Origin of the sequence: Myxococcus sp. AM009, assembly GCF_013372605.1 — a bacterium.
In the GTDB taxonomy this organism is placed as follows: domain Bacteria; phylum Myxococcota; class Myxococcia; order Myxococcales; family Myxococcaceae; genus Myxococcus; species Myxococcus vastator.
This window is the reverse complement of the sequence record NZ_JABXEP010000040.1, coordinates 19,132-43,168: the sequence shown is the minus strand read 5'-3', so window position 1 is coordinate 43,168 and position 24,037 is coordinate 19,132. Positions and strand designations below refer to the sequence as shown.

The following is a 24,037-nucleotide window of genomic DNA, read 5'->3' as shown; positions in this document are numbered from 1 at the left end:
CTGACGGAACAGAGCAGGCGGGGCCTCTACTTCCCACAGGACGTAGTTTCCAGCCAAATCCGCATGGAGGTTGACTCACCTGAGCCTACCTCCGCCTACTCAGCGCCGTTTTCAGTTGGGGTTTCTAACGATGAGCGCGACGAAAAACTTCTCCCTGGCCCGAGCCTGGCTGGACGCCTTCAACGCCTACGACGTGGACGCGCTGGTGGCGCTCTATGCCGAGGATGCCACCCATACGTCACCCAAAATCCGGGTGCTGCACCCGGAGACGGGCGGACGGCTGGTGGGGCGGCAGGCGCTGTCCGCCTGGTGGAAGGCGGCCAACGCCCGGCTGCCGGGGCTGCGGTATGAGCTGGTGGCCCTCACCGCGGACGAGGACCGGGTGTTCATGGAGTACCTGCGCCATGCGCCAGGGGAGGCCCCCATGCCGGTGGCGGAGGTCTTCGAGGTGCGCGACGGCCAGATTGTCGCCTCGCGCGTGTACCACGGCTGAAGTCACCCACTTGCCGGGAAGTGGGCTAGCGTGCCCGGCAATGGCGAAGAACCCAGACTCCAGCGCCTTCGACAGGGACTTCGGTTACCTGATGCCGTTCCTGGACCGCGTGGCGGCGGCCGCCTCCGACCTGGAGGATGGCTCCGCTCGCGCGGAGCTCACCCGGCTGATGGTGGAGGAGAAGGCGCGCTGGCAGCGCATCCAGGAGCTGCTCGGAGGGGCAGGGGGCCGCGGCGCCGCGGCGCCGACGCCGGCCCGGGAGGCGCCCGCCGAGGCGCCCCGGCTGGCGCGGGGCTCGGCGGACGACCTGCACGAAGCGGCCCCTTTCGCCACGGGCCTCACGGTGGGGAGCCTCAGGAGCAACCGCTGAGCTGGTCCAACGCGTCGAAGGTGGCCGCCTTGTAGGCCTCCGATAGCGTCGGGTAGTTGAAGCAGGTCTCCACGAAGAGCCGGGCTCCGGAGCCGGTCATCAGGGCCGTGAGGCCCACGTGCACCAGCTCGGAGGCCTGGGGCCCCATGACGTGCACGCCCAGCAGCTTGAGGCTCTCCCGGTGGAAGAGCAGCTTCAGCAGCCCGTGCGTGTCCCCCAGAATCTGGCCGCGCGGGTTGGTGGCGAAGGCGGCGCGGCCGGCCACGTAGGGCACGTTCAGCTTGCGCAGGGCGCCTTCCGTCTCGCCGGCCATCGACACCTCGGGGATGGTGTAGATGCCGTAGGGCAGCACCGGCGCCATGGTGCGCACGCCGCCCAGGCCGAACGCGTGCTCCACGGCGATGCGCGCCTGGTCCATGGACGTGGAGGCCAGCGCCGGGAAGCCGATGACGTCCCCCACGGCATAGAGGTGGGGCAGGGCCGTCTGGTACGTGGGGCCCACCTCCACCTGGCCGCGCGGGCCCACCTTCACTCCCAGGGCCTCCAGCCCCAGGCCCGCGGTGTTGGCGGTGCGGCCGGAGGCGACCAGCACCTGGTCCGTCTCCAGCGCGGCGCCGGAGGAGAGCAGCAGCCGGATGGGGGTGTCCGCGTCCCGTGGCACGTCCACCTTCTCCACCGTCTGCCCGAAGCGCAGCTGGATGCCGAGCGCCTCCATGCGCTGGCCGAGCAGCGCGGAGAACTCGTCGTCCAGGAAGGGCAGCAGCTCCGCGCGCGACTCCACCAGCGTCACGGGGATGCCCATGGCGGCGAACATGCAGGCGTACTCACAGCCGATGACGCCGGCGCCCACCACCACCAGCGAGCGCGGCAGCCTTTCGAGCTCCAGCACCTCGTCCGAGTCGTGGATGCGCGGGTCCTCGAAGGGGTACAGCGGCGGCCGGTACGGTGACGAGCCGGTGGCCACCAGGAGGGTGCCGCCGGTGAGGCGCCGCTCCGGGGAGTCCTGGCGCTGGACGACGACGGTGTGCGCGTCCATGAGCGCGCCGGTGCCCTGGATGATCTCCACCTTGTGGCGCTGGAGGTTGCGGGCGATGCGCTCGCGCTCGATGTCCTTCACCCGCCGTTCGCGGAAGAGGAAGTCGGACACCGTGGCTTCGTGCCGCGGCGTCGTCTCCACGCTGTAGAGGCCTCGCGCCCGGAAGCCGGACAGGTGCAGCGCCGTCTCGCGCAGCGTCTTGGAGGGGAGGGTGCCCGTGTTCGCCGCGGTGCCGCCCAGCACGGGCTCCCGCTCCACCACCGCCACGCGCTTGCCCGCCAGCGCCGCCTGTACCGCGCCCCACTCACCCGCCGGGCCGGAGCCAATCACCACCAGGTCGAAGTCCGCCATGGGGGCGACGGTACGCGACCGGGCCGGTCGTTTGAAGCCAATGCAAGCGGCTAGGGGACCGAGGGCGCGCGCCCTTCGTAGCGGAGCCCCTCGCGGACCTCGTCGTCCGTCAGCAGCCGGAAGGTGCCTTCGGGGATGCCCTCCAGGTCCACGCCGCCCACGGCCTCGCGGTGCAGCGCGCGCACGGGCAGGCCCACGGCGCCGAGCATCCGCTTCACCTGGTGGTGCCGGCCCTCCGTGAGCGTCACCTCCACCGTGTGCTCGTCCCGCACGCTCACCTTCGCGGGGCGGGCGAGGCCGTCATCCAACGTCATGCCCCGGCGCAGGGGCTCCACCTTGTCGTCATCCGCGGTGCTGAAGACGGTGGCCACGTAGCGCTTGGGCAGGCGCGTGTCCGGGGACGTGGCGTGGGCCACCAGCTTGTCGTCGTTGGTGAAGAGCAGCAGGCCCGTGGAGTCCACGTCCAGGCGGCCCACGGCGTGCCACGTGTAGCCGGCCAGCTCCGGCGGGAGCTGGGGCAGCAGCGCCTCGAAGACGGTGCCGGTGCGGTGCTGCCGCTCCGTGGAGGACAGCAGCCCCGCGGGCTTGTGGAAGGCCAGCACCCGCGTGGACGGGGCCTCTAGGGGCACGACGTGGCCGTCCACCTTCACGGTGGCGCCCGGCGGCACGGGCGCCAGGGCCATCTTCGCCACGCGGCCGTTGATGCTGACGCGGCCCGCGCGGATGGCGTCCTCCGCTTCCTTCTGGGGAAAGACGCCCGCGCGGGCCAGCGCGCGCGACAGCCAGTCCGGCTTCTCCTTGCCCTCCCAGCGTTTGTGTTGCTGTGGCGGCGGCTTCGGCTTGTCGGGCTTGCGAGGCATGGGCGCGGCACTGTACCCGGCCCGGCCTGGGGCGGGAGCGGGAGTTGTGGAGGCCCATGGAACCCCGGCGCGCTGGAGCCGGCTTGTGGGGGGGCGCCCGGCCGGCCAGTCAGTGCCCGCGCGGCCGGCGTGGCCCTCTGGGAGTACGGGCGGGGACGTGCGTCGGTGGACACCTTCCCGTCATGCGCACCCGGATTCCATACCTGACGCTCCTGGTCCCCGTTCTCGCGCTCGCCCAGTCACAGGCGCAGGCGCCCCTGCCCATCGGCCGGGAGCCCACGACGGGCCCTTCCTCGTCCACCTGGCTGTGGGTCCTGCTGCTGGTGGTGGTCGCCGCGGCCTTCGCCTGGAGCGCCATGCGCATGGCGGGGCGCAAGGGGCCGCCGACCTCCGGGCCCGGCGGGATTGGCGTGGGGAAGGGGACGGGAATTCCCCAGAAGCCACGCTCTGTCTAGTCAGCGCGCGGGCTGCCGCTTGCGCAGGCTGTGCAGCGCGGCAAGCCACAAGCGGGCCTCCTTCCGCGTCAGCCGTGAGCGCCGCAGCGGCGCGAACAAGTCCCGCACCGCCGTGCGGCCCGGCTGGGCGTCCACCAGGAAGCCTCCCGTCGTGAGGACGGACTCCAGCGTGGACTCCACCTGCGCGAGCTCCACGTCCGTGGCCGCCGCGGGCAGCGGGCCGGGCGGCGTGGCGGCGGCCTCCAGCATCGCCACGCGGACCTCGTAGGCGTACAGCAGCACGGCCTGCGCCAGGTTGATGGAGGGCTGCTCGGGCGCGGTCGGCACGGCGGACAAGTCATGCACGCGCTCCACCTCCGCGTTGGTGAGCCCGCTGCGCTCATCCCCGAAGACGAGCGCCACGGGCCCCTGGGGCGCCCGGGCCACCAGCTCCTCGCCCACCGCGCGTGGAGGAAGCCGGCGCTTGCCTTCGACCTTGCGCGAACTGGTCCCCACCACCCAGACACAGTCCGCCACGGCCGCTTCCAGCGTGTCCGCGCGCCGCGCCGCGTCCAGCACGTCCCCGGCGTGGACGGCGAGCCTCCGCGCCGGCTCCAGGTCCTCCACCTCCGGGCGGACCCAGACCCAGTCGGACAGGCCGCAGTTCTTCAGGGCCCGGGCGGCGGCGCCCAGGTTCTCCGCGTTGCGGGGGCGCATGAGGACGAATCGGACGGGCAGCACCATGCGCGGGGCACCTTAGCGCCTTCTCGCGTCGCGATGACCGCGGATGGAGGTCCCGCTGCGCCGCGGACTCCGATAGCCTGGGGGCCTTGAAAGCCTTCGCAGGCGCCCAGGGGCCACGGCCGGTGTGGCACCCTGGACACCCTGCGGGTCCGCTGACGCGCGGGGGACGCGTCAGAACCGCGGGCGCCTGACCACAGCCCTCTCTTCCCTGGCGCGCCCGGTTCCGGCACGCCGCGTGAAGAACACGCGTCATCTTCTGGAGGAATCATGGGTTCGCAGTCCGTCGTCACGCAGCAGCCACCGTGGGCGAAGCGCTCGCGCTGGCTCCTCGCGGCCATGTTGGTGAGCGCCACGCTCGCAGGCTGCAAGAAGGAACAGGAGTCCACGGAGACGCCCGCGACGCCGCCCCAGGCGCCCATCGCCGCGCAGCCCGCGGACTCGGGGACGGCCGTGGCGCTGGCGCCCCCCTCGCCGGAGGCGCTGACGCCCGTCATCCGCGCGGTCTCCACCGGTGACGTGCTGCCGGAGGAGCTCGTCATTGAGTTCCCGCGGGAGGTGCGCCCCAACGACGGCTCGGTGACGAAGGACACCGTCGTCACCATCACCCCGGACGTACCGGGCAACCTCTCCTGGTCCTCCCTGTCCACGCTGACGTTCAAGCCGTCGGGCGCGGGCTTCGCCTTCGACACGAAGTACGTCGTCTCGGTGTCGTCGGTGGGGTTGGACTCGGGCGTGGTGAAGCCGCCCGCGGCAGGGGACTGGTCCCATGCGTTCACCACGCCGCCCTTCCAGTTCGTCCGGATGGTGCCGCGCCAGCTCGACACGGTGAAGGGCCGCGTGGAGGTGGAGGCCGTCTTCTCCGGCCCCGTGGACGTCGCCGCCCTGCGCTCGCGGGCGAGCTTCCGGGTGGGCGGGCAGGTGGTGGGCGACGTGAAGTGGCGCACCCTGCCGACCACGCGCAACGTCGTCAGCGCGCAGCTCTCCGGCGGGCTGCTCAAGCAGGGCCGCACGGTGGACTTCAGCCTCCAGGCGGGGCTGCCCGCCGCGTCGCAGGCGAAGGCCACGGCCCCCGCCGCGCGCGGCGCGTTCGAGCTGCGCGCCGGCAAGCGCATGGACATCACCCGCGTCTCCGTGGAGCAGGGCAGCACCGGGTTCTACCTCGAGGTGAGCTGCCGGGACGTGGACGGCGCCGCGCCGCCCTCTCCGCGCGAGACGGATGGGTATGACCCGTACTACTGGGACCACCGCAACAAGGGCTGCACGCTGGATGACGGCGTCGCCGCGGAGGCCATCCACCTGACGCCCGCCGTCAAGGTCTCGGTCGCGCCGTCGCGCCGAGGCTTCCGCGTCTTCGGTGACTTCAAGCGCGGCTCCTACGCGCTGCGCATCGACGCGGGCACGAGCTCGATGGGCGGCGGCATGTTGCTGGCCACCTACGAGGACGCCTTCGCCGTCCCCGCGCGCTCGCCGCAGCTGTCCTTCGCCACCACCGGCCGTTACCTGCCGCGAGGCGCGTGGCGCAACCTGCCGCTGCAGCACCTCAACCTGGACTCGGTGGAGCTCACCGTCCGCAACGTGCCGCCGGAGAACCTCGTCTTCTGGATGAGCGACGACCACCGCGAGCGCGCGGACGAGCGCACCTCCAACGTGGTGGCGAAGCGCACGCTGGCGCTCAAGTCGGCCCCGGACACGCTGACGACCACCTACGTGGACGTAGCCAGCCTGGTGCCGGCGAACACGAAGGGCCTGGTGGAAATCACCGCGAGGCAGAGCCACCACGCGGCGGCCAGCCGCATCCTCCTCACCAACCTGAGCCTGGTGGCCAAGCGCGGTGCGTCCGAGCCGGGCTCCAACGGCGCCGGCGAGGTCTGGGTGTGGGCGCTGGGCATCGAGAGCACCGAGCCGCTGTCGGGCGTGGAGGTCTCCCTGGTGAAGAAGAGCGGCGAGTCGGTGGCCCGCTGCACCACGGTGGCGGCGGATGGCTGCCGGCTGCAGGTGCCCGCGCCCGGCATCGACGACAGCGCGCCCTTCGCGCTCATCGCCCGTGACGGCGAGGAGCTGACGTACCTCAAGTACAGCGAGCTGAAGACGGAGATCGCCAACGCGGACGTGCATGGCGAGCCCTACCGTTCCGAGAAGGCCTACCGCGCGTCGGTGTGGTCGGACCGGGGCGTATACCGCCCGGGCGACACGGCGCACCTCGCCGCGGTGCTGCGGGGGCAGGACGACAAGGCGCCGCCGACGGGCATGCCGGTGGAGCTGGTGGTCGTGGACCCGCGCGAGCGCGAGCTGAAGAAGGTGTCGCTGAAGACGAACGAGGCGGGCCTGGTGACGCTGGACCTGCCCTTCGAGGCGTTCCAGGACACGGGCAGCTACCGCGTGGTGTTGAAGGTGGCGGACCGCGACGTGGCCATCTACAGCATCAGCGTGGAGGAGTTCGTCCCGGAGCGCATGAAGGTGGAGGCGCGCACCTCGCAGGCCGGCTACCTCCAGGGCGAGGAAGTCCCGGTGGGCGTGGAGGCCGCGTACCTCTTCGGTGGCTCGGCGGAGGGCAGCCCGGTGGAGCTGACGTGCCGGCTGATTCCGTCCGCCTTCAAGCCGAAGGAGAACGCGCAGTACGCCTACGGGCTGTGGCGCCAGGACGGCAGCGAGCCCCGCCCCGTCACGCTGGGACAGGTGCAGGGCACGCTGGACGCGAAGGGACAGGCCGTCCTTCGTTGCCCGGCGCAGGGCGCCATGGGGGCCCTGCGGGGCGCCGGGGCGCTGAGCGCGCTGGCCAGCGTCTTCGAGTCGGGCAGCGGCCGCTCCACCCTGGGCAGCGTGACGGTGCCCGTGCACCCGGAGGCGTACTACGTGGGCCTCCAGGGCAGCACGGACAAGGTCAAGGCCGGCAAGCCCTTCACGGTGAAGGGCGTGGTGGTGGACTGGGACGGCAAGCTGCTGGCCGCCGCGGACAAGGCGCCCAAGTCGGTGGACGTGGAGTTCCTGCGCCTGGAGGAGGAGTACGGCTCCTTCTACGACGAGGACGAGGGCTACGAGCGCTACCAGCGCTACCTGCGCCCGGTGCGCGAGGGCCGCTCCACGGTGACGGTGAAGGACGGCCGCTTCTCGCTGGACGTGACGCCGGGCGCGAACGCCGCGGGCTACATCGTGCGCGTGCGCTCGGGCGGGGCCCAGACGGACCTGGAGCTGGAGGGGGAGGGCCGGTACTACTGGTGGGGCGAGGGCTCGCGCGTGGACCAGACGCCGCGCCCGCTCAAGCCCACCTCGCTGGACCTGGCGCTGCCGGCGAAGGGGCGCGTGGGGCAGGCCATCACCGTGAAGCTGAAGTCGCCCTACAAGGGCCGCGTGCTCTTCACCGCGGAGACGGACCGCGTGCTCGCCTCCCAATGGGTGGCGGTGGAGCCCGGCGAGGTGTCGTGGAGCTTCACGCCGTCCGCCTTCGCGCCCAACGTGTACGTGAGCGCCTTCCTGGTGAAGGACCCGCACCTGGAGTCCGCCGAGGCCTTCATGCCGGACCGCGCCTTCGGCGTGGGCAGCGTCACGCTGGAGCCGGTGGCGTACACGCAGGCGGTGACGATGAACGTGCCCAAGGAGGTGCGCTCCAACGACACCTTCACGGTGGACCTGGAGCTGGGCCCGCAGGAAGGCCCCACCTTCGCCACCATCGCGGTGGTGGACGAGGGCATCCTCTCCCTCACGCGCTTCCAGAGCCCGGACCCGCTCAAGCAGCTCTTCTCCCGGCGGGCGCTGGGCGTGGAGACCTACGAGACGCTGGGCTGGACGCTGCTGGTGCCGCCGGGGGGCGCGTCCCGCTCCACGGGCGGTGACGGCGAGGGCGGCGCGGACGGCCGCGTGCAACCCGTCAAGCCGGTGGCGCTGTGGAGCGGCCTGCTGCCGGTGCCGGCCAACGGCAAGCTGCGCGTGCCCTTCAAGCTGCCCCAGTACCGCGGCGCGGTGCGGGTGATGGCGGTGACGGCGGGCCCACAGCGCATCGGCCGCGCCAGCGCCCAGGTGCTGGTGCGCGATCCGCTGGTGCTCCAGACGACGCTGCCGCGCTTCCTCACGCAGCACGACGAAATCCAGGTGCCCGTCTTCGTCACCAACCTGTCCGGCAAGGCGCAGGACGTGAAGGTGACGCTCCACGCGGAGTCGCTGCCGGTGCCGGGGCTGGTGATGCCCGCGGTGGCCACGTCACCGCTTCAGCTCCTGGGCAAGAGCGAGGGCACGGCGCGGGTAGCGGACGGCAAGTCCCACACCTTCGTCTTCCAGGCCCGCGCGGTGCAGGCGGTGGGCGCGGCGCGGCTGTCGGTGACGGTGGAGGGCGGCGGCCACACCTCGCGGGAGTCGCTGGACGTGCCGCTGTCTCCGGCGGGCCCGCGCGAGCGCCAGGTGCAGCAGCTTGAGCTGGCGCAGGGGACGACGGACGTCTCTCAGTACCTCCAGGGCTGGGTGCCCACGACGGAGCGCTCCACCCTGTGGGTGACGGCCAACCCGTATGCGCGCTCACTGCAGCACCTCTCGTACCTGGTGCAATACCCCTACGGCTGCGTGGAGCAGACGACGTCCTCCACTCGGCCGCTGCTGTACGTGTCCGAGCTGGTCAATGACGTGGACCCCACGCTGACCCAGGGCGCGTCCGTGGGAGACATGGTGCTGGCGGGCATCAACCGCGTCCTGTCCATGCAGACGCCGTCGGGCGGCTTCGGCTACTGGCCGGGCGCCACGGAGCCGGTGGGCTGGGGCTCGGCGTACGCCACGCACATGCTGCTGGACGCGCAGAAGCTGAAGTACCCCGTGCCGCAGGACCGGCTGGATGACGCCCTGACGTGGATGTCCACAGAGCTGAACAAGCTCGAGGGTCGCCAGGGCCGCGACGCCATGTACACGGACAGCGCTGAGGCCTACATGCACTACGTCCTCTCCGTGGCCGGCAAGGGCCGCAAGGCGCGCGTGCAGAAGATGGTGGACGCGCTGGCGAAGCAGGCGCAGCAGAAGGCGCTCACGGGCGAGGAGCAGGAGCGGGACTACATGCTCAAGGCCTCGCTGTGGCTGGCGGGCGACCGGCGCTACGAGAAGGAGCTGCGCAGCCCCGACCTGTCGCCTGTCACCGACGAGCGGAAGAACAACTGGTCCTTCTATTCGGACCGGCGCCGCCGCGGCTTCATGCTGAGCACCTTCCAGGACCTGTTCGGCAAGGACGCGGCGGGCGAGCCGCTGGCGCGCATGGTGGCCGAGTCCCTCCAGGCGCACCACAGCAGCTGGTACACGACGCAGGAGCTGGTGTGGGGCATCACCGGCCTGGGCAAGCGGCTGCAGGGCACGTCCACCCAGTTCTCCGCGCCGGTGCTCAAGGCGGACGGCAAGGTGCTGACGCCGGTGCAGGACAAGACGGTGCGCGCGTCGGACCGGACGTGGGCGCTGGCCCGCGCCAGCGAGCGGCAGGGGCTCCAGTTGGAGGTGACGTCCAAGGACGAGGGGCGGCTGTACCTCGTGCTCAGCAGCGAGGGCGTGCGCTCGGACAGCAAGCCCCGCACGGGCGGCGACGGCCTGGCGCTCACCCGCACCTGGCGCAAGCTGGACGGCACGGTGCTGGCCATGGGGCAGGCCCCGGTGGCGCTGGCGGACCTCGTCTACGTGGAGCTGGAACTCCGCAACACTACGGCCGAGCGCGTGCAGAACATCGCCCTGGTGGACCGGCTGCCGGCGGGCTGGGAAATCGAGAACGCGCGCCTGGGCCGGGGGGGCGCCACCGACTGGGTGGACCCGGCGTCTCTGTGGTCCGCGGACTACGTGAACATCCGCGATGACCGGATGGAGGTGTTCGGCAGCCTGGGGCCTCGCGAGTCGAAGAAGGTCGTCTACGCGGTGCGCGCGGTGACGGCGGGCGCCTTCACGCTGCCGTCGGCGGAGGCGGAGGCCATGTATGACCCGCGCCTGTGGGCGCGTGAGCCGGGGCGGACGATTCAGGTGTCCGGGCCGTGGAAGGACAACCTGCTGTAGCGCGCGGCGTGGGGAGACGCTCCTAGCCGAGCGTCTCCCACAGCGCGTCGAACGCGCGGCTGAAGGGCTGCACCAGCCGCGCGTCATCGGACACCAGGACGTTCTCGTGGTTGTGCTCGGCGGCCGAGCGCGTCCAGTTGTAGCTGCCCGTCACCAGCCGCAGCCGGTCGAACACGGCGAACTTGTGGTGCATGTGTGCGGATGTCCTGTCCAGGCGGACGGGGATGCCGGCGTCCCCCAGCCGCTCCATGTCGGAGCCCGGGTCCATGGCCTTGTCATCGTCACTCACGATTCGTACCCGCACGCCGCGACGGTGGGCCTCCAGCAGCGCGCGGGTGATGCGGTCATCCGTCACAGTGAAGACGCAGACGTCGATGGAGCCGCGCGCCGACTGGAGTTGCTGGACGATGGCGTTGAGCGGGCCCTCGCCCGGAGAGAAGTGCGCCTCCATGCGCGAGGTCTCCTTGGGCGTGGGCGCGTGCAGCGCCTGCACCGTCTCCTCCAGCCAGGAGATGACCTCCCGGGAGCGCGCGTCCTTCATCGACGCGCGCGCCAGGGCGAAGGCCCGGGAGCGGAAGAGGGTGAGCAGGGCCTCGCCTGCCCGCCGCTCCGCCAGGACGGCCTGCAATGCCTGCCGCTCGGTGGGTGTGAGCCGCCGGTCGTCGAGGATGGACGTCAGGATGGCGTCGATTTCAAAGGCATTCATCGGCGCGTAGCATATGCCAGGGATTCATCGCCTCATGAGCCGTGCCCGTCGAATCATCCGGAAGCTGTTGCCCGCGGGCCTGGGGCTGTTGGGCCTCACCGTGGCCGCGTGGGCGGCGGCCTGGCGCGTGCCCCTGCCGGCCCGTCTCTTCGCGCCCGCGTCGGTGGTGATGGAGTACCGGGACGGCACGCCGGCCCATGTCTTCCTGGCCCCGGATGAGCGCTGGCGCATCCCCACGCAGGTGGAGCGCGTGGACCCGGACTATGTCCAGGCCCTGCTGGCCCTGGAGGACAAGCGCTTCTTCCACCACCCGGGCGTGGACCCGCTGGCGGTGCTGCGCGCGGCGGCGCGCAACCTGTCCACGGGGCGGCGGGTGTCGGGCGCCTCGACCTTGACGATGCAGCTGGTCCGCGTGCTGGAGCCGCGGCCCCGCACCTTCACGTCGAAGGTCATCGAGGCCTTCCGGGCGATGCAGCTGGAGGTGCGGTTGTCCAAGCAGGAGGTGCTCGCGGCCTATCTCCAGTTCGTCCCGTATGGGCGCAACGTGGAGGGCGTGGAGGCCGCCGCGCTGGCGTACTTCGGCCACACCGCGGCGAACCTGAGCCCCGCGGAGATTTCCACGCTGCTGGCGGTGCCGCAGAACCCGAACCGGCGCTTCCCCTCGGCGCGGAACACGTCCCGGCTGAAGTCGGCGCGGGACGGCGTGGCGCGCAGGCTGCTGGACGTGGAGGCGCTTCCCCGAGGGCCCGAGGCGGCCCGCGTGTCAGCGGAGACGGTGCTGCGCGAGGTGCGCGACACGCCGGTGCCCACGGACCTGACGCCCTTCCCCCGCGAGGCGCCGCACGTGGCGGTGTGGCTGCGCACGCAGCACCCGGAGCAGGCCCGGCTGCGCACCACGCTGGAGGCCGGCACGCAGCGGATGGTGGAGCGGTTGATGCGGGACGCGGCGCTGGGATTGGCGCCGCGGGGCATCCACAACGGGACGGCGGTGGTGGTGGACCGGCAGCAGGCGGAGGTGCTCGCGCTGGTGGGCAACTTCGACTTCTTCGACCCGAAGCACGGCGGACAGATTATCGGCTTCGCCACGCCGCGCTCACCGGGCTCGGCGCTCAAGCCCCTGCTGTATGCCATGGGCATCGACCTGGGGATGGTGGGGCCAGAGCAGCTGGTGGCGGACGTGCCCACGGCCTACGGCGGCTATGCGCCGCGCAACTTCGACGGTCGCTTCCAGGGGCTGGTGCGCCTGGAGTACGCGCTGTCCCAGTCGCTCAACATGCCCTTCGTGCGGCTCTTGGAGCGCGTGGGCGTGGAGCGCTTCCTGGGCGCGCTGCAAGCGGCGGGAGTCACCAGCCTGGTACAGGAGCCCGGTTACTACGGCCTGTCCGCGGCGGTGGGCGGCATCGAGTTGACGCCGCTGGAGCTCGCGGGCATCTACGTCGCGCTCGCGGAGGACGGGCGCGCGCCGCCGCTGCGGCTCCTCTTGGACGAGAAGGCGGGCGCTCCGGTGGAGGTGCTGTCCCCCGGCGCGGCGTGGCTGACACGCCGGGCGCTGTCGCTGAAGGACCGGCCAGACTTCCCGGCGCGCCGGCGGCTGACGGGCATGCCGGCGCGCGTGCACTGGAAGACGGGCACCAGCTTTGGCCACCGCGACGCGTGGGCGGCGGGCTCGGGGCCCCGGCACACGGCGGTCGTCTGGCTGGGGAACTTCGACCACACGCCCAGCGTGCACCTGGTGGGCGCGGATGCGGCGGGGCCGGTGCTGTTCGACATCCTGGAGGGCGTGGGCCCGCGCGGCCTCAACCTGCCGGACGAGAGCATGAATGCACCCGAGGACCTGGCCGTGGTGGAGGTCTGCGCCTATTCGGGGCACCTGCCGACGGACGCCTGCGTGCAGCGCAAGCACGTCTACGCGCGGCGCTCGGCGGTGCCCACGGCGCGCTGCCCGTACCACCAGCACGTGGAGGTGGACGTGGCCACGGGGCTGTCGGTGGGCCCCATGTGCCGGACGGGGCGGAAGACGCAGACGCGGGTGTACGTGACGTGGCCGGCCACCATCCGCCGCTGGCTGGAGGAGCAGCACCGGCGCCTGCCGGAGCCGCCCGCCGCCGCGCCTGGCTGCGAACCTGGTGGCGCGCGCGCGGCCCCGTCCATCGTCTCCCCCGCGCCGGGACAGGTGGCCGTGCTGATTCCCGGCGTCCCGGCCTCGCAACAGGAGGTGCCGCTGGAGGCGGAGGCCTCACACGAGCGGGCGCTGACGTGGTTCGTGGACGGGGCCCTGCTGGGGACGGCGCGCGCCGATGAGCGCGTGTGGTGGACGCCGTCCGTGGGCTCCCACGAGATTCTCGTCACCGATGACCGGGGACTGAGCGCGAAGCGGACGTTGGAGGTCCGCATGCGGCCCTGAACCACCCGCGCGGCGCTCAGCGCACCTCCCAGCCCTTCGCGCCGCGCTCGTAGCGCTTGCCCGCGCCCAGGTCGCCGTAGAAGAGCAGGTCCTTCACGCCCACCACGGAGCGCCCGTCGAAGAGGCCAATCTCTCCGTTGGCGGGCATCTGGATGCCCAGCTGCGCGGTGTCGAGGCGGACGCGCTGCCCCGGGGCCACCGTCAGCGCCGGCAGCACCGCGCCGATGGGCGCGCGCACCTGGGTGGGCAGGTGGCTGGGGCTCTGCGCCAGGCTGATGCGCAGCTGCGTCGTCAGCACCATGCCCGCCAGGGAGATGGGCGCCGAGGTGCGGTTGCCCACCTCCACCCAGCCCTCGCGCGGGTGGACGGCCTCCAGCACCAGCGTGGGCCGCTGCTCCGCGAGCCGCTCCAGCTCCTTGAAGATGAAGCCGCGGCGCTCGCGCACGTAGCGCTTCAGGTAGGCGCGGCCCGCGGAGAAGCGGCCGTAGTCCATGAAGGGGTCGTCACGCATGTACGGGTCGATGAGCGCGTGCAGCGTGTCGATGTGCGCGTCCATGACTTCGCTGGTGAAGAGCTCCTCCATCGCCTTGTCCAGCCGCGCCTCCAGCCGCTCGCGCAGCACGGGGTTCATCACCACGCGGGTGGCCAGGTTGGAGAACACCGGCAGGTAGCCGGGGTACGAGGCCGTCTCCAGCTTGCGCTGCTCGTACATCTTCGCCACCCAGGCGTCGGTGAGGGTGAAGCTGAACAGCGGGTGGCGCATGTTGCTGGTGCTCTGGCTCATGTCCTCCACGCTGATGGGGTACCACCAGCGCGAGTCCACGTTGTTGAGGTCCCACGGGACGTAGGACCACCTGGCCACCGCGCGGTCGTAGATGAAGTAGCTCTCCGAGTCCTCCACGAAGTTGTTGGACATCAGCGCGTCCATCACCATGGCGCGCAGGTAGTGCTCCAGCTCGAAGCGCTTCTCCAGTTCGCTGACGAGCTGGGGCTCGGGCGTGTGGTTGATGGCGCCCACCATCTCCCAGAGCTTGTCGTCCGGCTGGGACTCGTTCGTCTTCTTCGCCCAGTCACCCTGGTACGGCACCTTCACCATCTTGAATTCGCAGTCCTTCCAGCCGCACCGGTAGATGGTTGCATCCGTGTCAGCGTAGGAGTGCGCTCGCAGGAAGGCCTTGTTCACCTGCTCGATTTCCAGGAACACGCCCTGGTACACGCCGTTGACGTCGAGCCGCACCAGCGTGCCCTTCGACGCGGGGACGCGCATGGCCTCCAGCAGGTCGAAGGCCAGCTTCTCCGCCAGCAGCGTCGCGTCCGCGTACTCGGCCACGAGGTTGAGTGACGTCCGCCCCTCGAAGCGCACGCCGTCCTCGAAGCTCACGTTCCAGCTCTTCTTCGGGAAGAAGCGCGCGGAGGCGCCCCGCAGACGCACCTGCACGCGGTACGTCGTCCCGTTCGCCTTGAAGAGGCCGTCCTGCTCCGGCGTCCAAGGGTCCGCCTCGAACATCCGCATCGTCTCTTCGGGGATGATGAGCTCGTACCGCGGCACCGACGTCTGCGCGGGCGGCATCGCGAAGGGCCGCTCCGTCTCCGGCACGGGCGGCGGCGGCTCGGGGGGCGGCTCCACCGGCGGCGGGTCGACAGGAGGCGGGTCGACAGGAGGCGGTGGCTGCGTCGGCGGCGGCTCCTCCTCGCCAGGCGGAAGGCGCGGATTCTCCACGCCCGGAGGGTCCTGGAGGGACGGGGGCCGCTCCGCCTGGGTTCCATCACAAGCCCACAGGCTCAGCAGCGGCAGGCACAGCAGCAATCGAGAAGAAGTCATCACCCCTGGCCCAAAGCAACGGTTGTGCCCGCCTCCTGGGCAACCCTTTGGTGGCGAGTGAACGCTCGAGGCGGCGCGCAGGCACTCGCCGTCGCGTGCAAGGGAAACGGATTACCCAACCTGGCTGCTTGTCCCTCCCTGGAGGGAATGGGACGCGAAGGGGTCCCTGGCGGGGCAGGCGGCCGGGCTGAACGGGGCCTCTTTCCTCGGGTGGGCTGTGCACGGCGTGGGGCGGCGGTCCTAGCTTCTAGAGAAGAGGGGGCGCGCCGCTTCAGGGAGAGAGGGCCTCATATGGAATCGTGGAACCAGACGTCGTCCGACACCGTCCGTGTCCACACGCCGCTGGTGGTGAACCGGCGCATCGACGAGCACGTGGAGCGCTGCGTCCGGTACATGGCGGAGAAGGGGGACCGCGCGGAGATGACGCGCTACCTCGCCCGGCTGGAGCGCGAGTGGGACATCAACCGCGCCCTCGCCGTGGGTACGTCCGCCCTGGGCCTGCTGGGCCTGCTGCTGGGCCGGCGGGACGGCGGCCGCTGGCGGCGGCTCACCGCGGTGGCGGGGGGCATGCTGCTCCAGCACAGCCTGTCCGGCTTCAGCCCGCTGTCGGAGCTGCTGCGCGTGCTGGGCGTGCGCACCCGCCGGGAAATCGACCTGGAGAAGTTCGCCATCAAGGCGCTGCGCGGCGACTTCGAGCGCATCCCCATGGAGGGAGGGCCCATGGCCCGAGCCAACGCCGCCCTCGTCGCCGCGCAGTCCTGACGCCGCCTCAGCGGCGCGGCGCGGTGTAGCCGCCTCCCAGGGAGGGCATCAGGGCCGGTGACATGGGCGTCGGCGCCGGGCCGACGCTCTTCCCGGTGTTCGCCTGGTCGAAGAAGCCGTTGAGGCCCGCGATGCCCAGCGAGAAGTTCGTCACCCAGCCCGGGTCCGGCTGGCCCGCCGCGGCGCCGACGTCGAACGGCCGGGCGAAGTGCAGCCGCAGCAGCAGCGGCCCCAGCGCGAGGTTGAAGCCGACGACGCCGTTCACCACGCGGTGGTTCCACAGGTCATCCCGGCCCTCGCCGACGCCGCCCGCGTCAATGGCGGCAATCGCCTCCAGGTCGCTGAGGAAGGCCACCCGGATGATGTCGTTGAGCGGCAGCTGCGCCTCCAGAGTGGAGTAGACGTAGTGTCGGCCGAGCAGCCACTGGATGTCGCCGAAGTTCACGCCGCGCAGCGTGTCGAACGAGGACAGGAAGTAGGAGCGCGCGTACTGGCCTCCCAGCGTGGTGCCCAGGCCGCCGCGGATGAAGATGTTCGCGCGGCCGTAGATGGGGAAGTAGCGCTCCGCGTCCACGCGCACGTTGCCGTAGGCCTGGTTGTCGAAGGGCTGCACGCCCACCGTGGTCTCCAGCATGGCCGCGCTGCCGGACAGCGGGCCGGTGGCGTAGTGGTACTTCAGGCTGTCATAGCCAAACTGCCCGCTCAGCTCCGTCTGGAAGCGGATGGAGCGGTTGCGCGCGTTCCACTCCGTCAGCAGCTCCCGGTTGGCCGCGTTGCGCTCGGGGAAGAACAGCTCGAACTCCGTGTAGTCGTCCAGGAAGTACCGGGTGCCGCCGATGGCCAGGTCGCCCTGCACGAACAGGAAGGTGCTCAGCGGGTAGCGCACGCTGCCGAGCGCGCCGAAGAAGCGCTCACCCGACGTGAAGAAGGCGTTCTGCGAGCCCTCCTCGCCCTCGAAGGTGCGGTCCACGCGGAAGCGCAGGGACTGGAAGAGGCCGCCGCCCCACGTCATGCGCGACTTGTCATTGACGTAGAGCAGGTAGCCGTCCGTCAGGTCGAAGCTGCCGTACACCGCCAGGGTGAGCAGGAACTGGTGGTCCTTCATGCGGTCACTGGCCGCCGCGAACAGCTGACCCACGAAGCCGCCGCCGCCCGCGCCCGCGAAGCCGAAGAAGGGCCCGAACTCCAGGTTCTGCCGGGTGAAGGGCTCGTAGTTCTGCGCGTCCGTGAGGGGCCGCACCGCCAGCGGGTTGGGCGGCTCCGGCGGCGGCTCGGCGGGCACGTCCAGCGCCAGCATGCGCGGCGGGCGCAGCACCGCGGGCCGGCGCTCACCGGAGACGTGGAACAGCATCCACAGGCCGCCGTCCGGGCCAGGGCCGGGCTCGAAGACGCCCGTCGTCAGGTCCGTGCGCCGCACGATGCGGCCGTCCTTCGTCAGCTCGTGCAAATCGGAGCTGCTGTTGTTGAAGGCGGTGAAGAAGAGGCGTCCGTCCGCCAGGGCCACCGGGGCCGTGTGGTCCCGCTCTTCGCTGGTGAGGCGCTCCACCTGCCGGGGCGCGTCCGGGCGCACGCGGAAGAGGTTGAACTGGCGGTGGGACGTCGCGTCCGACGTGAAGATGACGCCGGAGGGCCCCCACGTCACCTCGCGCTCGGAGAACACGTCGTCGGTGAGCTGCAGCGGCGGGGCGTCCGGGCCCGCCTGCAGGTCGATGGCGTAGATGTCCCGCAGACCCGCGTCGTTGATGCCGATGAACGCCACCCACCGGCCGTCGGGCGAGAAGGCCGGCGAGTACGCCGCGAGCAGCCCGTGCCTGTCGATGCGGTACGCGGTCCGGCCACCCAGGCTCAGGTCGACCACCAGGCCCACCTCCCGGTCGATGCCGGTCCGGATGGCGTTGCGGCGCACCAGCACGTCCGAGCCGCGCTGCTCCGACTTGTGCGTGTAGTCCTGCACGTAGATGACGTCGCGCCCGGTGATTTCGGCGATGAAGGCCAGCTTGTCGTTGGTCAGCGCGAAGCTGCGCCCGGAGATGGGGTGCAGCGACTCCACGCCCGGCACGCCGTCACCCACCACCTTCACCGTCTTGTCCGGCACGCGCGGGTCCATGATGTACAGCCGGCTCTCACCCGTCTCCGGGACGATGGTGCGCAGCCCCAGCACGTTGCCCGAAGGGGAGGACGCCATGGCGGTGGTGTAGCCAGGCGCCTTGTCGAGCAGGTCCAGCGACGGCGCGGACTGCTCGGATGCCAGGTACGTCTTGAAGGCCCGGCGCTTCAGCCAGTTCTCGAACCGCGCGGAGATGCGCTTGGGGTTGTCACCGGTGAGCCGCTCCAGCAGCTCCTCGAACTTGAGCGACGGTGAGTCGCGCGAGCCACCCGCCAGCCGCGGCGACTCCTCCAGCACGCGCTGGATGAAGCCGGCGCCGTACTCCTCCTCGAGGAAGGACACGCGGACCTGGCCCACCTTGTAGATCCACAGGTAGCCGTAGGGCCCGGGGGAGAAGAAGTCGAGGAAGGCGTAGCCCTTGAAGAGGTCCGGGTTCACCAGCAGGTCCCGCACCAGCATCTCCGCTTCCGGGTCCATGCCGCGCTTGGCGTAGAACTCGGCGAGGCCTTCAATGAACCACAGCGGGATGGCCTGCAGCGGGTCGCCGAACATCTTGGCCTGCTCGGCCACGGTGCGGACCTTCTGGATGGTGAACTGGTGCGCCAGCTCGTGCGTGCTGACCTCCTCGAAGAGGCGGTGGTCACCCAGGTACGGCAGCGTCAGCTTCAGGTCCTCGCCGGTGCTGGTGAGCCCCAGCGTGCCCTCGGACACGGCGAAGAGGTTGGTCTGCAGGAACTCCTGGTAGCTGCTGTAGAGGATGTAGGGGAAGGTCTTGGTGGGCACGTACTTGAACTGGTCCACCAGGTACCGGTAGGCCTCCTCGATGAGCGGCGCCGCGCGCTCGGCCACCATGCGCTCACGCTCATAGAAGTAGAAGCGCACACCGCCCGACTTGTCCCCCAGCGACTTCGCGTAGGTGTAGTTGAACCCACCGTCCGCGCCCGCGAACACCGACTGGCCGCCGCCCAGCACCGTCCCGCCGTCATCGGGGTCGCTGGCCATCAGGTAGGTGGCGCCCGCGTCCTGCTCGCTGCCGTCGGTGCCACCGGCCGCCAGCGAGCCGCCATCCGCCGCCCCCGCATCGGCCGTGGCCAGGGCGCCGCCATCCGCCGTCCCCGCGTCGGCCGCGGCCAGGGCGCCGCCGTCCTCCGTCCCCGCGTCCGAGGCCGCCAGGCCCCGCTCCGGGCCGCCCCCGTCTTCACCCGTCGTCAAGGGCGGTACGCCCGCGTCGGTCGCGCCCCCGATCACCACCGGCGTGCTGCCGGGCAGCCCCGTCTGGGACTGGGGCTCGGATGGGCCCTCCGTGGCCTCCGAGGGCGGACCGGCGGGAGGCGCCTTCGTGTCGCCCACGTCCGGCGAGGTGGTGGGCGCGCCCGGGTTGGCGCCGCCTGGGCTTTTCGGTGGTTGTTCGTGCGCCGTCCGCTCGGCAGGCTCCGCCAGACCCGTGGCCCCCGGGCCGACGAGGATGTCCGTGTGTCGCCACTCGAAGACGTAGCTGTTCACCGCCGTCTTCCCGGGCCGTCGGGGCACGACGTAGAACTGGGCAAGCGCGAGCCCCGGGAAGAGCAGGACGAGCAGGGCTGCGGCGAGGGGACGGGGGTTCACTGAAGGCACCTCTGTGGGTGGGGTACCGGCAAGACTACACCTGCCTGGGAGGCTGCCTCCCAGCGGCCCGGGTATACAAGCGCCCCGACGATTTCTTTCCGTTTACTTGACGGGCGGTGGGCATCGCTCCCTTGGAGGCCGGAGGAGCGCGCTGTTTCGTCGGGTGCTGGCGCCGGATGATATGCAGGGGGGCATGAAACGCCTCCTCGCATTCACCAGCACCCTGGCGCTCGCCACCGCTTGCGGCAATGACAATCCGTCCGCTCCCAAGGCGGAGTGTCAGGTCGAGGCCATCGATGTGTCGGCCTGCCAGCTTTCAAGCCTCGCGGCCGTACAACCCGAGGGCATCTGGAACCTCAATATCAACCTCAACGACGGCTCTGGTGCCGCGGCCGCCATGCGGTTGTCGGGAGGGGGCAGCAACACCCAGATGCTGCTGGGCGTCGCCGCCACGGAGCGGCAGAGCACCCCGGAGTCGTTCTTCCTGGCCAGCGAGTTCCAGGACGCCAACGGCTTGACGATCCGCTTCGCCGCCGCCGGGTGCTCCTCGACCGGGCCCGGGCAGATGTCGGGCATCTTCCGGCGCTGCGCCAACGGGACGGCGGACCTGAAGGGCACCTTCGATGCCGTCCGGGTGGGCCGCCGCGCGGGTGAAGAGGAGCGCTCCGGCGTGGCGCTGGTCGGCGAGGTGAAGCTGACGGACGCCACGGCCACGAACGTCGCGGTGGCCCATGGCCACGCCTACGTGACGGCGGGGGCCAAGGGCCTCATCGTGTTCGACCTGAGCGACCCCGCGCAGCCGCGCCAGGTCCGCCTGTCCGAGCCGTCCAACGACTTCTTCACGGACGCGCTGGTGAACGGGAACACGCTCTACGTGGGCAGCCGCCGCAGCGGCGTCATCGTGTTCGACATCTCCAACCCGGCGGTGCCCGTCCGCCTGCGCTCCGTCCCCGAGTCCGTGGTGGAGGTGAACTCCCTCGCGCTGGACGGAGACGTCCTGTACGCGGCGTCTCCGGCGCCCAACTCGGAGGTGTACGTCTACGACGTCGCCACGCCCGCGGAGCCGAAGCAGCTCACACGGTACTTCGTCGAGGGCGCGGAGCCGCTGGCGGGTGAGGTGCCCTTGCACGTCGCGGCGATGGGCGGCCGGCTCTACGTGAGCAACTGGTCCTTCGGCATGTCCGTCTCGGACGTCACCACCCCGTCGCGCCCGAAGCTGCTGGGCCGCTTCGCCAACACCCCGTCGCGCGCCACGGCGGTCGGCATGGTGGGAGACCGGCCCTACGCGTTCGACGTGGGCGAGGACTGGGGCGCGCACCTGAGCGTGCTGGACGTGAGCGCGCCGGCCACGGTGGCCCGGACGGGGGAGTTCCGGATGCGCCCGGAGGTGTCCATCCGCGCGGTGGCGTTCGCCGGGACGAAGGTCTACCTGGCCTATGGTCAGGACGGCCTGCGCATCGTGGATGTGTCCGTCCCCGGCTCGCCCCAACAGGTGGGGTACTACAACACCTGGCGGGAGACGGACGCGGGCCACGGCGTCGCGTTCCTGGAAGGCCTGAGCAAGGTGCATGTGCCGGGCGACGGTTTCGTGTATGCGACGGATTCCTCGCGAGGCCTGCTCATCTTCCGCGAGACGACGGAGTAGGCTGTCTGGATGAGCGACACCCCGACGCGGTCCTGCGGCAGGTGCCAGACGCTTCCTCCCACCACGGAGGGCGCCGGGCGACTGTTCCTGTGGAGCCCGGTGGGACACAGCCAGGGGCGGCTGCTGTCCTTCCTCCGGGAGGCGCGGCACGAGGTCCAGGTGCGCGCCGAGGCCCATTGCGTCGAGGTGCGGGTGCCGGAGGCGGCGTTGTCGCCTCTGGCATCGAACCTGTTGGCCGCGCTCCCGCAGGAGGAGACGCGGGCCACCCGGGCGCTGTTCATGCCGGGGGAGGCGGAGCCTGGGCTGGGGGACTATCCCCGGGTGGACTCACTCCTGCGGCTCGTCACGCGGACGCGGGCGGGGTGGCTGGTGGACCTGCTCTCCCAAGAGCGGCTCACCACGCACTTCCAGCCCATCGTCCATGCGCGGGACACCGGCCGCATCTTCGCGCACGAGGCGTTGATGCGGGGCCTGGAGCCGGACGGCGCGCTGGTGTCGCCCGGACGGATGATGCAGACGGCGCGCGAGGCGGACCTGCTGTTCCAGTTGGATTTGGCGGCGCGCACCACGGCCATCCGGCAGGCGGTGAAGCACGGGCTGGACACGCACCTCTTCATCAACTTCACGCCCACGGCCATCTACGACGCCACGTTCTGTCTTCGCTCCACGGTGGAGGCCATCCACTCGGCGGGCATTCCGCCGGAGCGTGTCGTGTTTGAAATCATCGAGACGGACCAGACGGCGGACGCGGAGCATCTGCGCGGCATCGTGGACTTCTACCGCAAGGCGGGGTTCCAGGTGGCGCTGGACGACCTGGGGGCGGGCTTCTCGTCGCTGAACCTCATCCACCAACTGCGTCCGGACATCATCAAGCTGGACATGGAGCTGGTGCGTGACGTCCACCTGGACCCGTACAAGGGCTCCATCGTGGAGAAGCTCCTGGAGATTGCGCGGACGCTGGGCATCCGCACGGTGGCGGAGGGCATCGAGACGCACGAGGAGCTGCGCTGGGTCCGCGCGCACGGGGTGGACTTCGTGCAGGGCTATCTCATCGCCCGGCCGCAGAGTCCCCCCGTGGCGGCGACGCCGTCGTTCACGGATTGAGCAGCACGTTGCCCGTGGCCTGCCGCTCCAGGTTGGCGGCGCGGAGGAGGCTCAACTGGGCGCCCGCCTCCTGGAGGGCGAGCCGGGCATTGTAGCCGTCGCGGTTGTTGACGAAGCCGCGGGCGAGATTGAGCGCCGCACGCAGGCGCTCCGCGTGGACGACGACGGTCCCCTGGCCGTCCTCCTCCGCGCTGTCACGCAAGTCGGCGAAGGCGTTGTCGGCGATGTCGAGCGCATTGACGACGTCCAGCTCTCCCTGCTCCAGCGCCGTGTCCGCCGCGAGCATCCACTGGCTGGCGGTCTGAATCTGGGTCAGCCGGTCCTGTCGCGCCTGCTCCACGTCGACCGCACGGTCGCCGTAGGTGTCCACCTGGAGTTGCACGGCCTGGTTGCGCACGGTGAGGTCGGCGTCGCGCTCGTTGAGCTGGGCTTCAAGCTGCTTCATTCGCTCGCGCAGTTGCTCCAACTGCTGCGCGGGCGGCGGCGGGTTTGTGGCCGGTGCGCCCGCGCCGCCGGTGCCCGGCTGGTTGTTCACGGGCGCCACGGTGGGCGGCGTGCCAATGGGCTCGGAGCGGCCGATGGGCTCCGAGCGGCCAATGGGCTCGGAGCGGCCAATGGGCTCGGAGCCGCCGATGAAGGCCGGCGTCACGGGGGCGGGGGAGGGCGCTGTGCCGCTCAGGTCCGTGGTGGTGCCCTGCGGAGGGGCCGTCTGAGCGCTGGATGTGCCGCCGCCGCCACCTGTGCCGGTGCTGCCGATGCTCGTGCCGGTTCCGCTCACGTCCTGCTGGCCGATGGTGCCGGTGTTCGTGCCGGTGCCACTGAGGTCCTGAGGCGCGACAGTGCCCATGTTGTCAGCGCTGGTCCCGGTGCCACTGAGGTCCTGCTGGCCCACGGTGCCGGAGCCACCTGACCCCGTGCCACTGAGGTCCTGTTGCCCGACGTCACCAGCGCCGCCCGTGCCCGTGCCACTCAGGTCCTGCTGACCGACGTCACCAGCGCCGCCCGTGCCCGTGCCGCTCAGGTCCTGCTGACCAGAGTAGCCAGAACCACTCGTCCCAACGCCCTGCTGGCCGACGGTGCCAGTGCCACTCACGTCCTGCTGCCCGGCCACACCGGAGCCACCCGTCGCCGTCCCACCCGGGGTGTCCTGGCCCGTCGCCGTGCCGTCATCCACCGTCTGCTGTCCGCTCCCACCCAGCGCGGCCTGCTCCTGTTGCAGCGCCTCCAGGGGCGAGGGAAGCGGCTCGTAGGTCTGCGCGGCCTCCTCGGCGGCGACCTGTCCCGTCGTCGGCGGTGGCGCACCATCAGGCAGGACGGGCGTCAGCACGAAGTCGAGCCGCGAGGCATCCTCCGGCAGCTCGTAGACGTAGCCCGCCGGGGGCCGCAGCCCATCAATCTCTTCCGCCGCCTGCTGGTTCGCGTCCTGGAGCGCCGCGGCGGCCGGGTCCCGGATGGAGGGGTCCTCGGGGGGAATCAAGACCGGCGCGCTCGGCGACTGGCCGAGGCCCAACCCAGCAGCGATGGCAATCCAGAGGCGCATGGGGGGGAAATCTGTCCATCCGTCTGGCCTCGGACACCCCAACCGCCTGTG

Annotated in this window: 15 protein-coding genes; 8 read left to right on the top strand and 7 right to left on the bottom strand. The window is 71.2% G+C overall.

Features of this window, described 5'->3' with window-relative positions; translation table 11 throughout:
* Positions 1-130 precede the first annotated feature (130 nt).
* The gene (locus HV824_RS12785; protein WP_176418323.1) at positions 131-493 is read left to right on the top strand and encodes a nuclear transport factor 2 family protein; all 363 of its coding nucleotides are present in this window, start codon (positions 131-133) and stop codon (positions 491-493) included.
* A gap of 40 nt (positions 494-533) precedes the next feature.
* Entirely contained in the window at positions 534-863 is a 330-nt protein-coding gene (locus HV824_RS12780; RefSeq protein WP_176418324.1) for a hypothetical protein, read from the top strand.
* Here the strand turns inward: HV824_RS12780 and sthA are convergent.
* Complete coding sequence (gene sthA / locus HV824_RS12775; protein ID WP_176418325.1) at positions 847-2,250, bottom strand: Si-specific NAD(P)(+) transhydrogenase; 1,404 nt, start codon at positions 2,248-2,250, stop codon at positions 847-849. The genes HV824_RS12780 and sthA overlap by 17 nt on opposite strands.
* Positions 2,251-2,300: 50 nt before the next feature.
* On the bottom strand, positions 2,301-3,110 hold the full coding sequence (locus HV824_RS12770; RefSeq protein WP_176423384.1) for a pseudouridine synthase: 810 nt from the start codon (positions 3,108-3,110) through the stop codon (positions 2,301-2,303).
* A gap of 182 nt (positions 3,111-3,292) precedes the next feature.
* Between HV824_RS12770 and HV824_RS12765 the strand changes: the two genes are divergently transcribed.
* Positions 3,293-3,565 carry a hypothetical protein gene (locus HV824_RS12765; protein ID WP_176418327.1) on the top strand — a complete coding sequence of 91 codons (273 nt, stop codon included), beginning with the start codon at positions 3,293-3,295 and terminating at the stop codon, positions 3,563-3,565.
* Here HV824_RS12765 and HV824_RS12760 read toward each other — a convergent pair whose 3' ends face one another.
* Positions 3,566-4,288 (bottom strand): RNA methyltransferase, encoded by a 723-nt coding sequence (locus HV824_RS12760; protein WP_176418328.1) that lies wholly within the window; start codon positions 4,286-4,288, stop codon positions 3,566-3,568. It abuts the gene before it with no gap.
* 267 nt (positions 4,289-4,555) lie between these two features.
* Between HV824_RS12760 and HV824_RS12755 the strand changes: the two genes are divergently transcribed.
* Positions 4,556-10,291, top strand: a complete 5,736-nt coding sequence (locus HV824_RS12755) for an alpha-2-macroglobulin (protein ID WP_176423383.1) — start codon at positions 4,556-4,558, stop codon at positions 10,289-10,291.
* Between the two features lie 22 nt (positions 10,292-10,313).
* Here HV824_RS12755 and HV824_RS12750 read toward each other — a convergent pair whose 3' ends face one another.
* Positions 10,314-10,997 carry a phospholipase D-like domain-containing protein gene (locus HV824_RS12750; RefSeq protein ID WP_176418330.1) on the bottom strand — a complete coding sequence of 228 codons (684 nt, stop codon included), beginning with the start codon at positions 10,995-10,997 and terminating at the stop codon, positions 10,314-10,316.
* 34 nt (positions 10,998-11,031) lie between these two features.
* On the opposite strand from HV824_RS12750, the gene pbpC reads away from it, so the two are divergent.
* Entirely contained in the window at positions 11,032-13,401 is a 2,370-nt protein-coding gene (pbpC, locus tag HV824_RS12745) for a penicillin-binding protein 1C (RefSeq protein WP_176423382.1), read from the top strand.
* A 16-nt stretch (positions 13,402-13,417) separates the two neighbouring features.
* Here the strand turns inward: pbpC and HV824_RS12740 are convergent, their stop codons facing one another.
* Positions 13,418-15,223: a CotH kinase family protein gene (locus HV824_RS12740; protein WP_217917346.1), complete on the bottom strand. Its 1,806-nt coding sequence runs from the start codon at positions 15,221-15,223 to the stop codon at positions 13,418-13,420.
* Between the two features lie 291 nt (positions 15,224-15,514).
* On the opposite strand from HV824_RS12740, the gene HV824_RS12735 reads away from it, so the two are divergent.
* The gene (locus HV824_RS12735; protein ID WP_217917345.1) at positions 15,515-15,985 is read left to right on the top strand and encodes a hypothetical protein; all 471 of its coding nucleotides are present in this window, start codon (positions 15,515-15,517) and stop codon (positions 15,983-15,985) included.
* 7 nt (positions 15,986-15,992) lie between these two features.
* Here HV824_RS12735 and HV824_RS12730 read toward each other — a convergent pair whose 3' ends face one another.
* Complete coding sequence (locus HV824_RS12730; RefSeq protein WP_368738051.1) at positions 15,993-19,697, bottom strand: tolB protein precursor protein; 3,705 nt, start codon at positions 19,695-19,697, stop codon at positions 15,993-15,995.
* Between the two features lie 193 nt (positions 19,698-19,890).
* On the opposite strand from HV824_RS12730, the gene HV824_RS12725 reads away from it, so the two are divergent.
* Positions 19,891-21,342 carry an LVIVD repeat-containing protein gene (locus tag HV824_RS12725; RefSeq protein WP_255207992.1) on the top strand — a complete coding sequence of 484 codons (1,452 nt, stop codon included), beginning with the start codon at positions 19,891-19,893 and terminating at the stop codon, positions 21,340-21,342.
* A 9-nt stretch (positions 21,343-21,351) separates the two neighbouring features.
* Positions 21,352-22,446, top strand: a complete 1,095-nt coding sequence (locus tag HV824_RS12720) for an EAL domain-containing protein (protein WP_176423379.1) — start codon at positions 21,352-21,354, stop codon at positions 22,444-22,446.
* Here the strand turns inward: HV824_RS12720 and HV824_RS12715 are convergent.
* A complete protein-coding gene (locus HV824_RS12715; RefSeq protein ID WP_176423378.1) occupies positions 22,436-23,986 on the bottom strand; it encodes a hypothetical protein in 1,551 nt (516 codons plus the stop codon). The two genes, HV824_RS12720 and HV824_RS12715, sit on opposite strands and share 11 nt — an antisense overlap.
* Between the last annotated feature and the right edge of the window lie 51 nt (positions 23,987-24,037).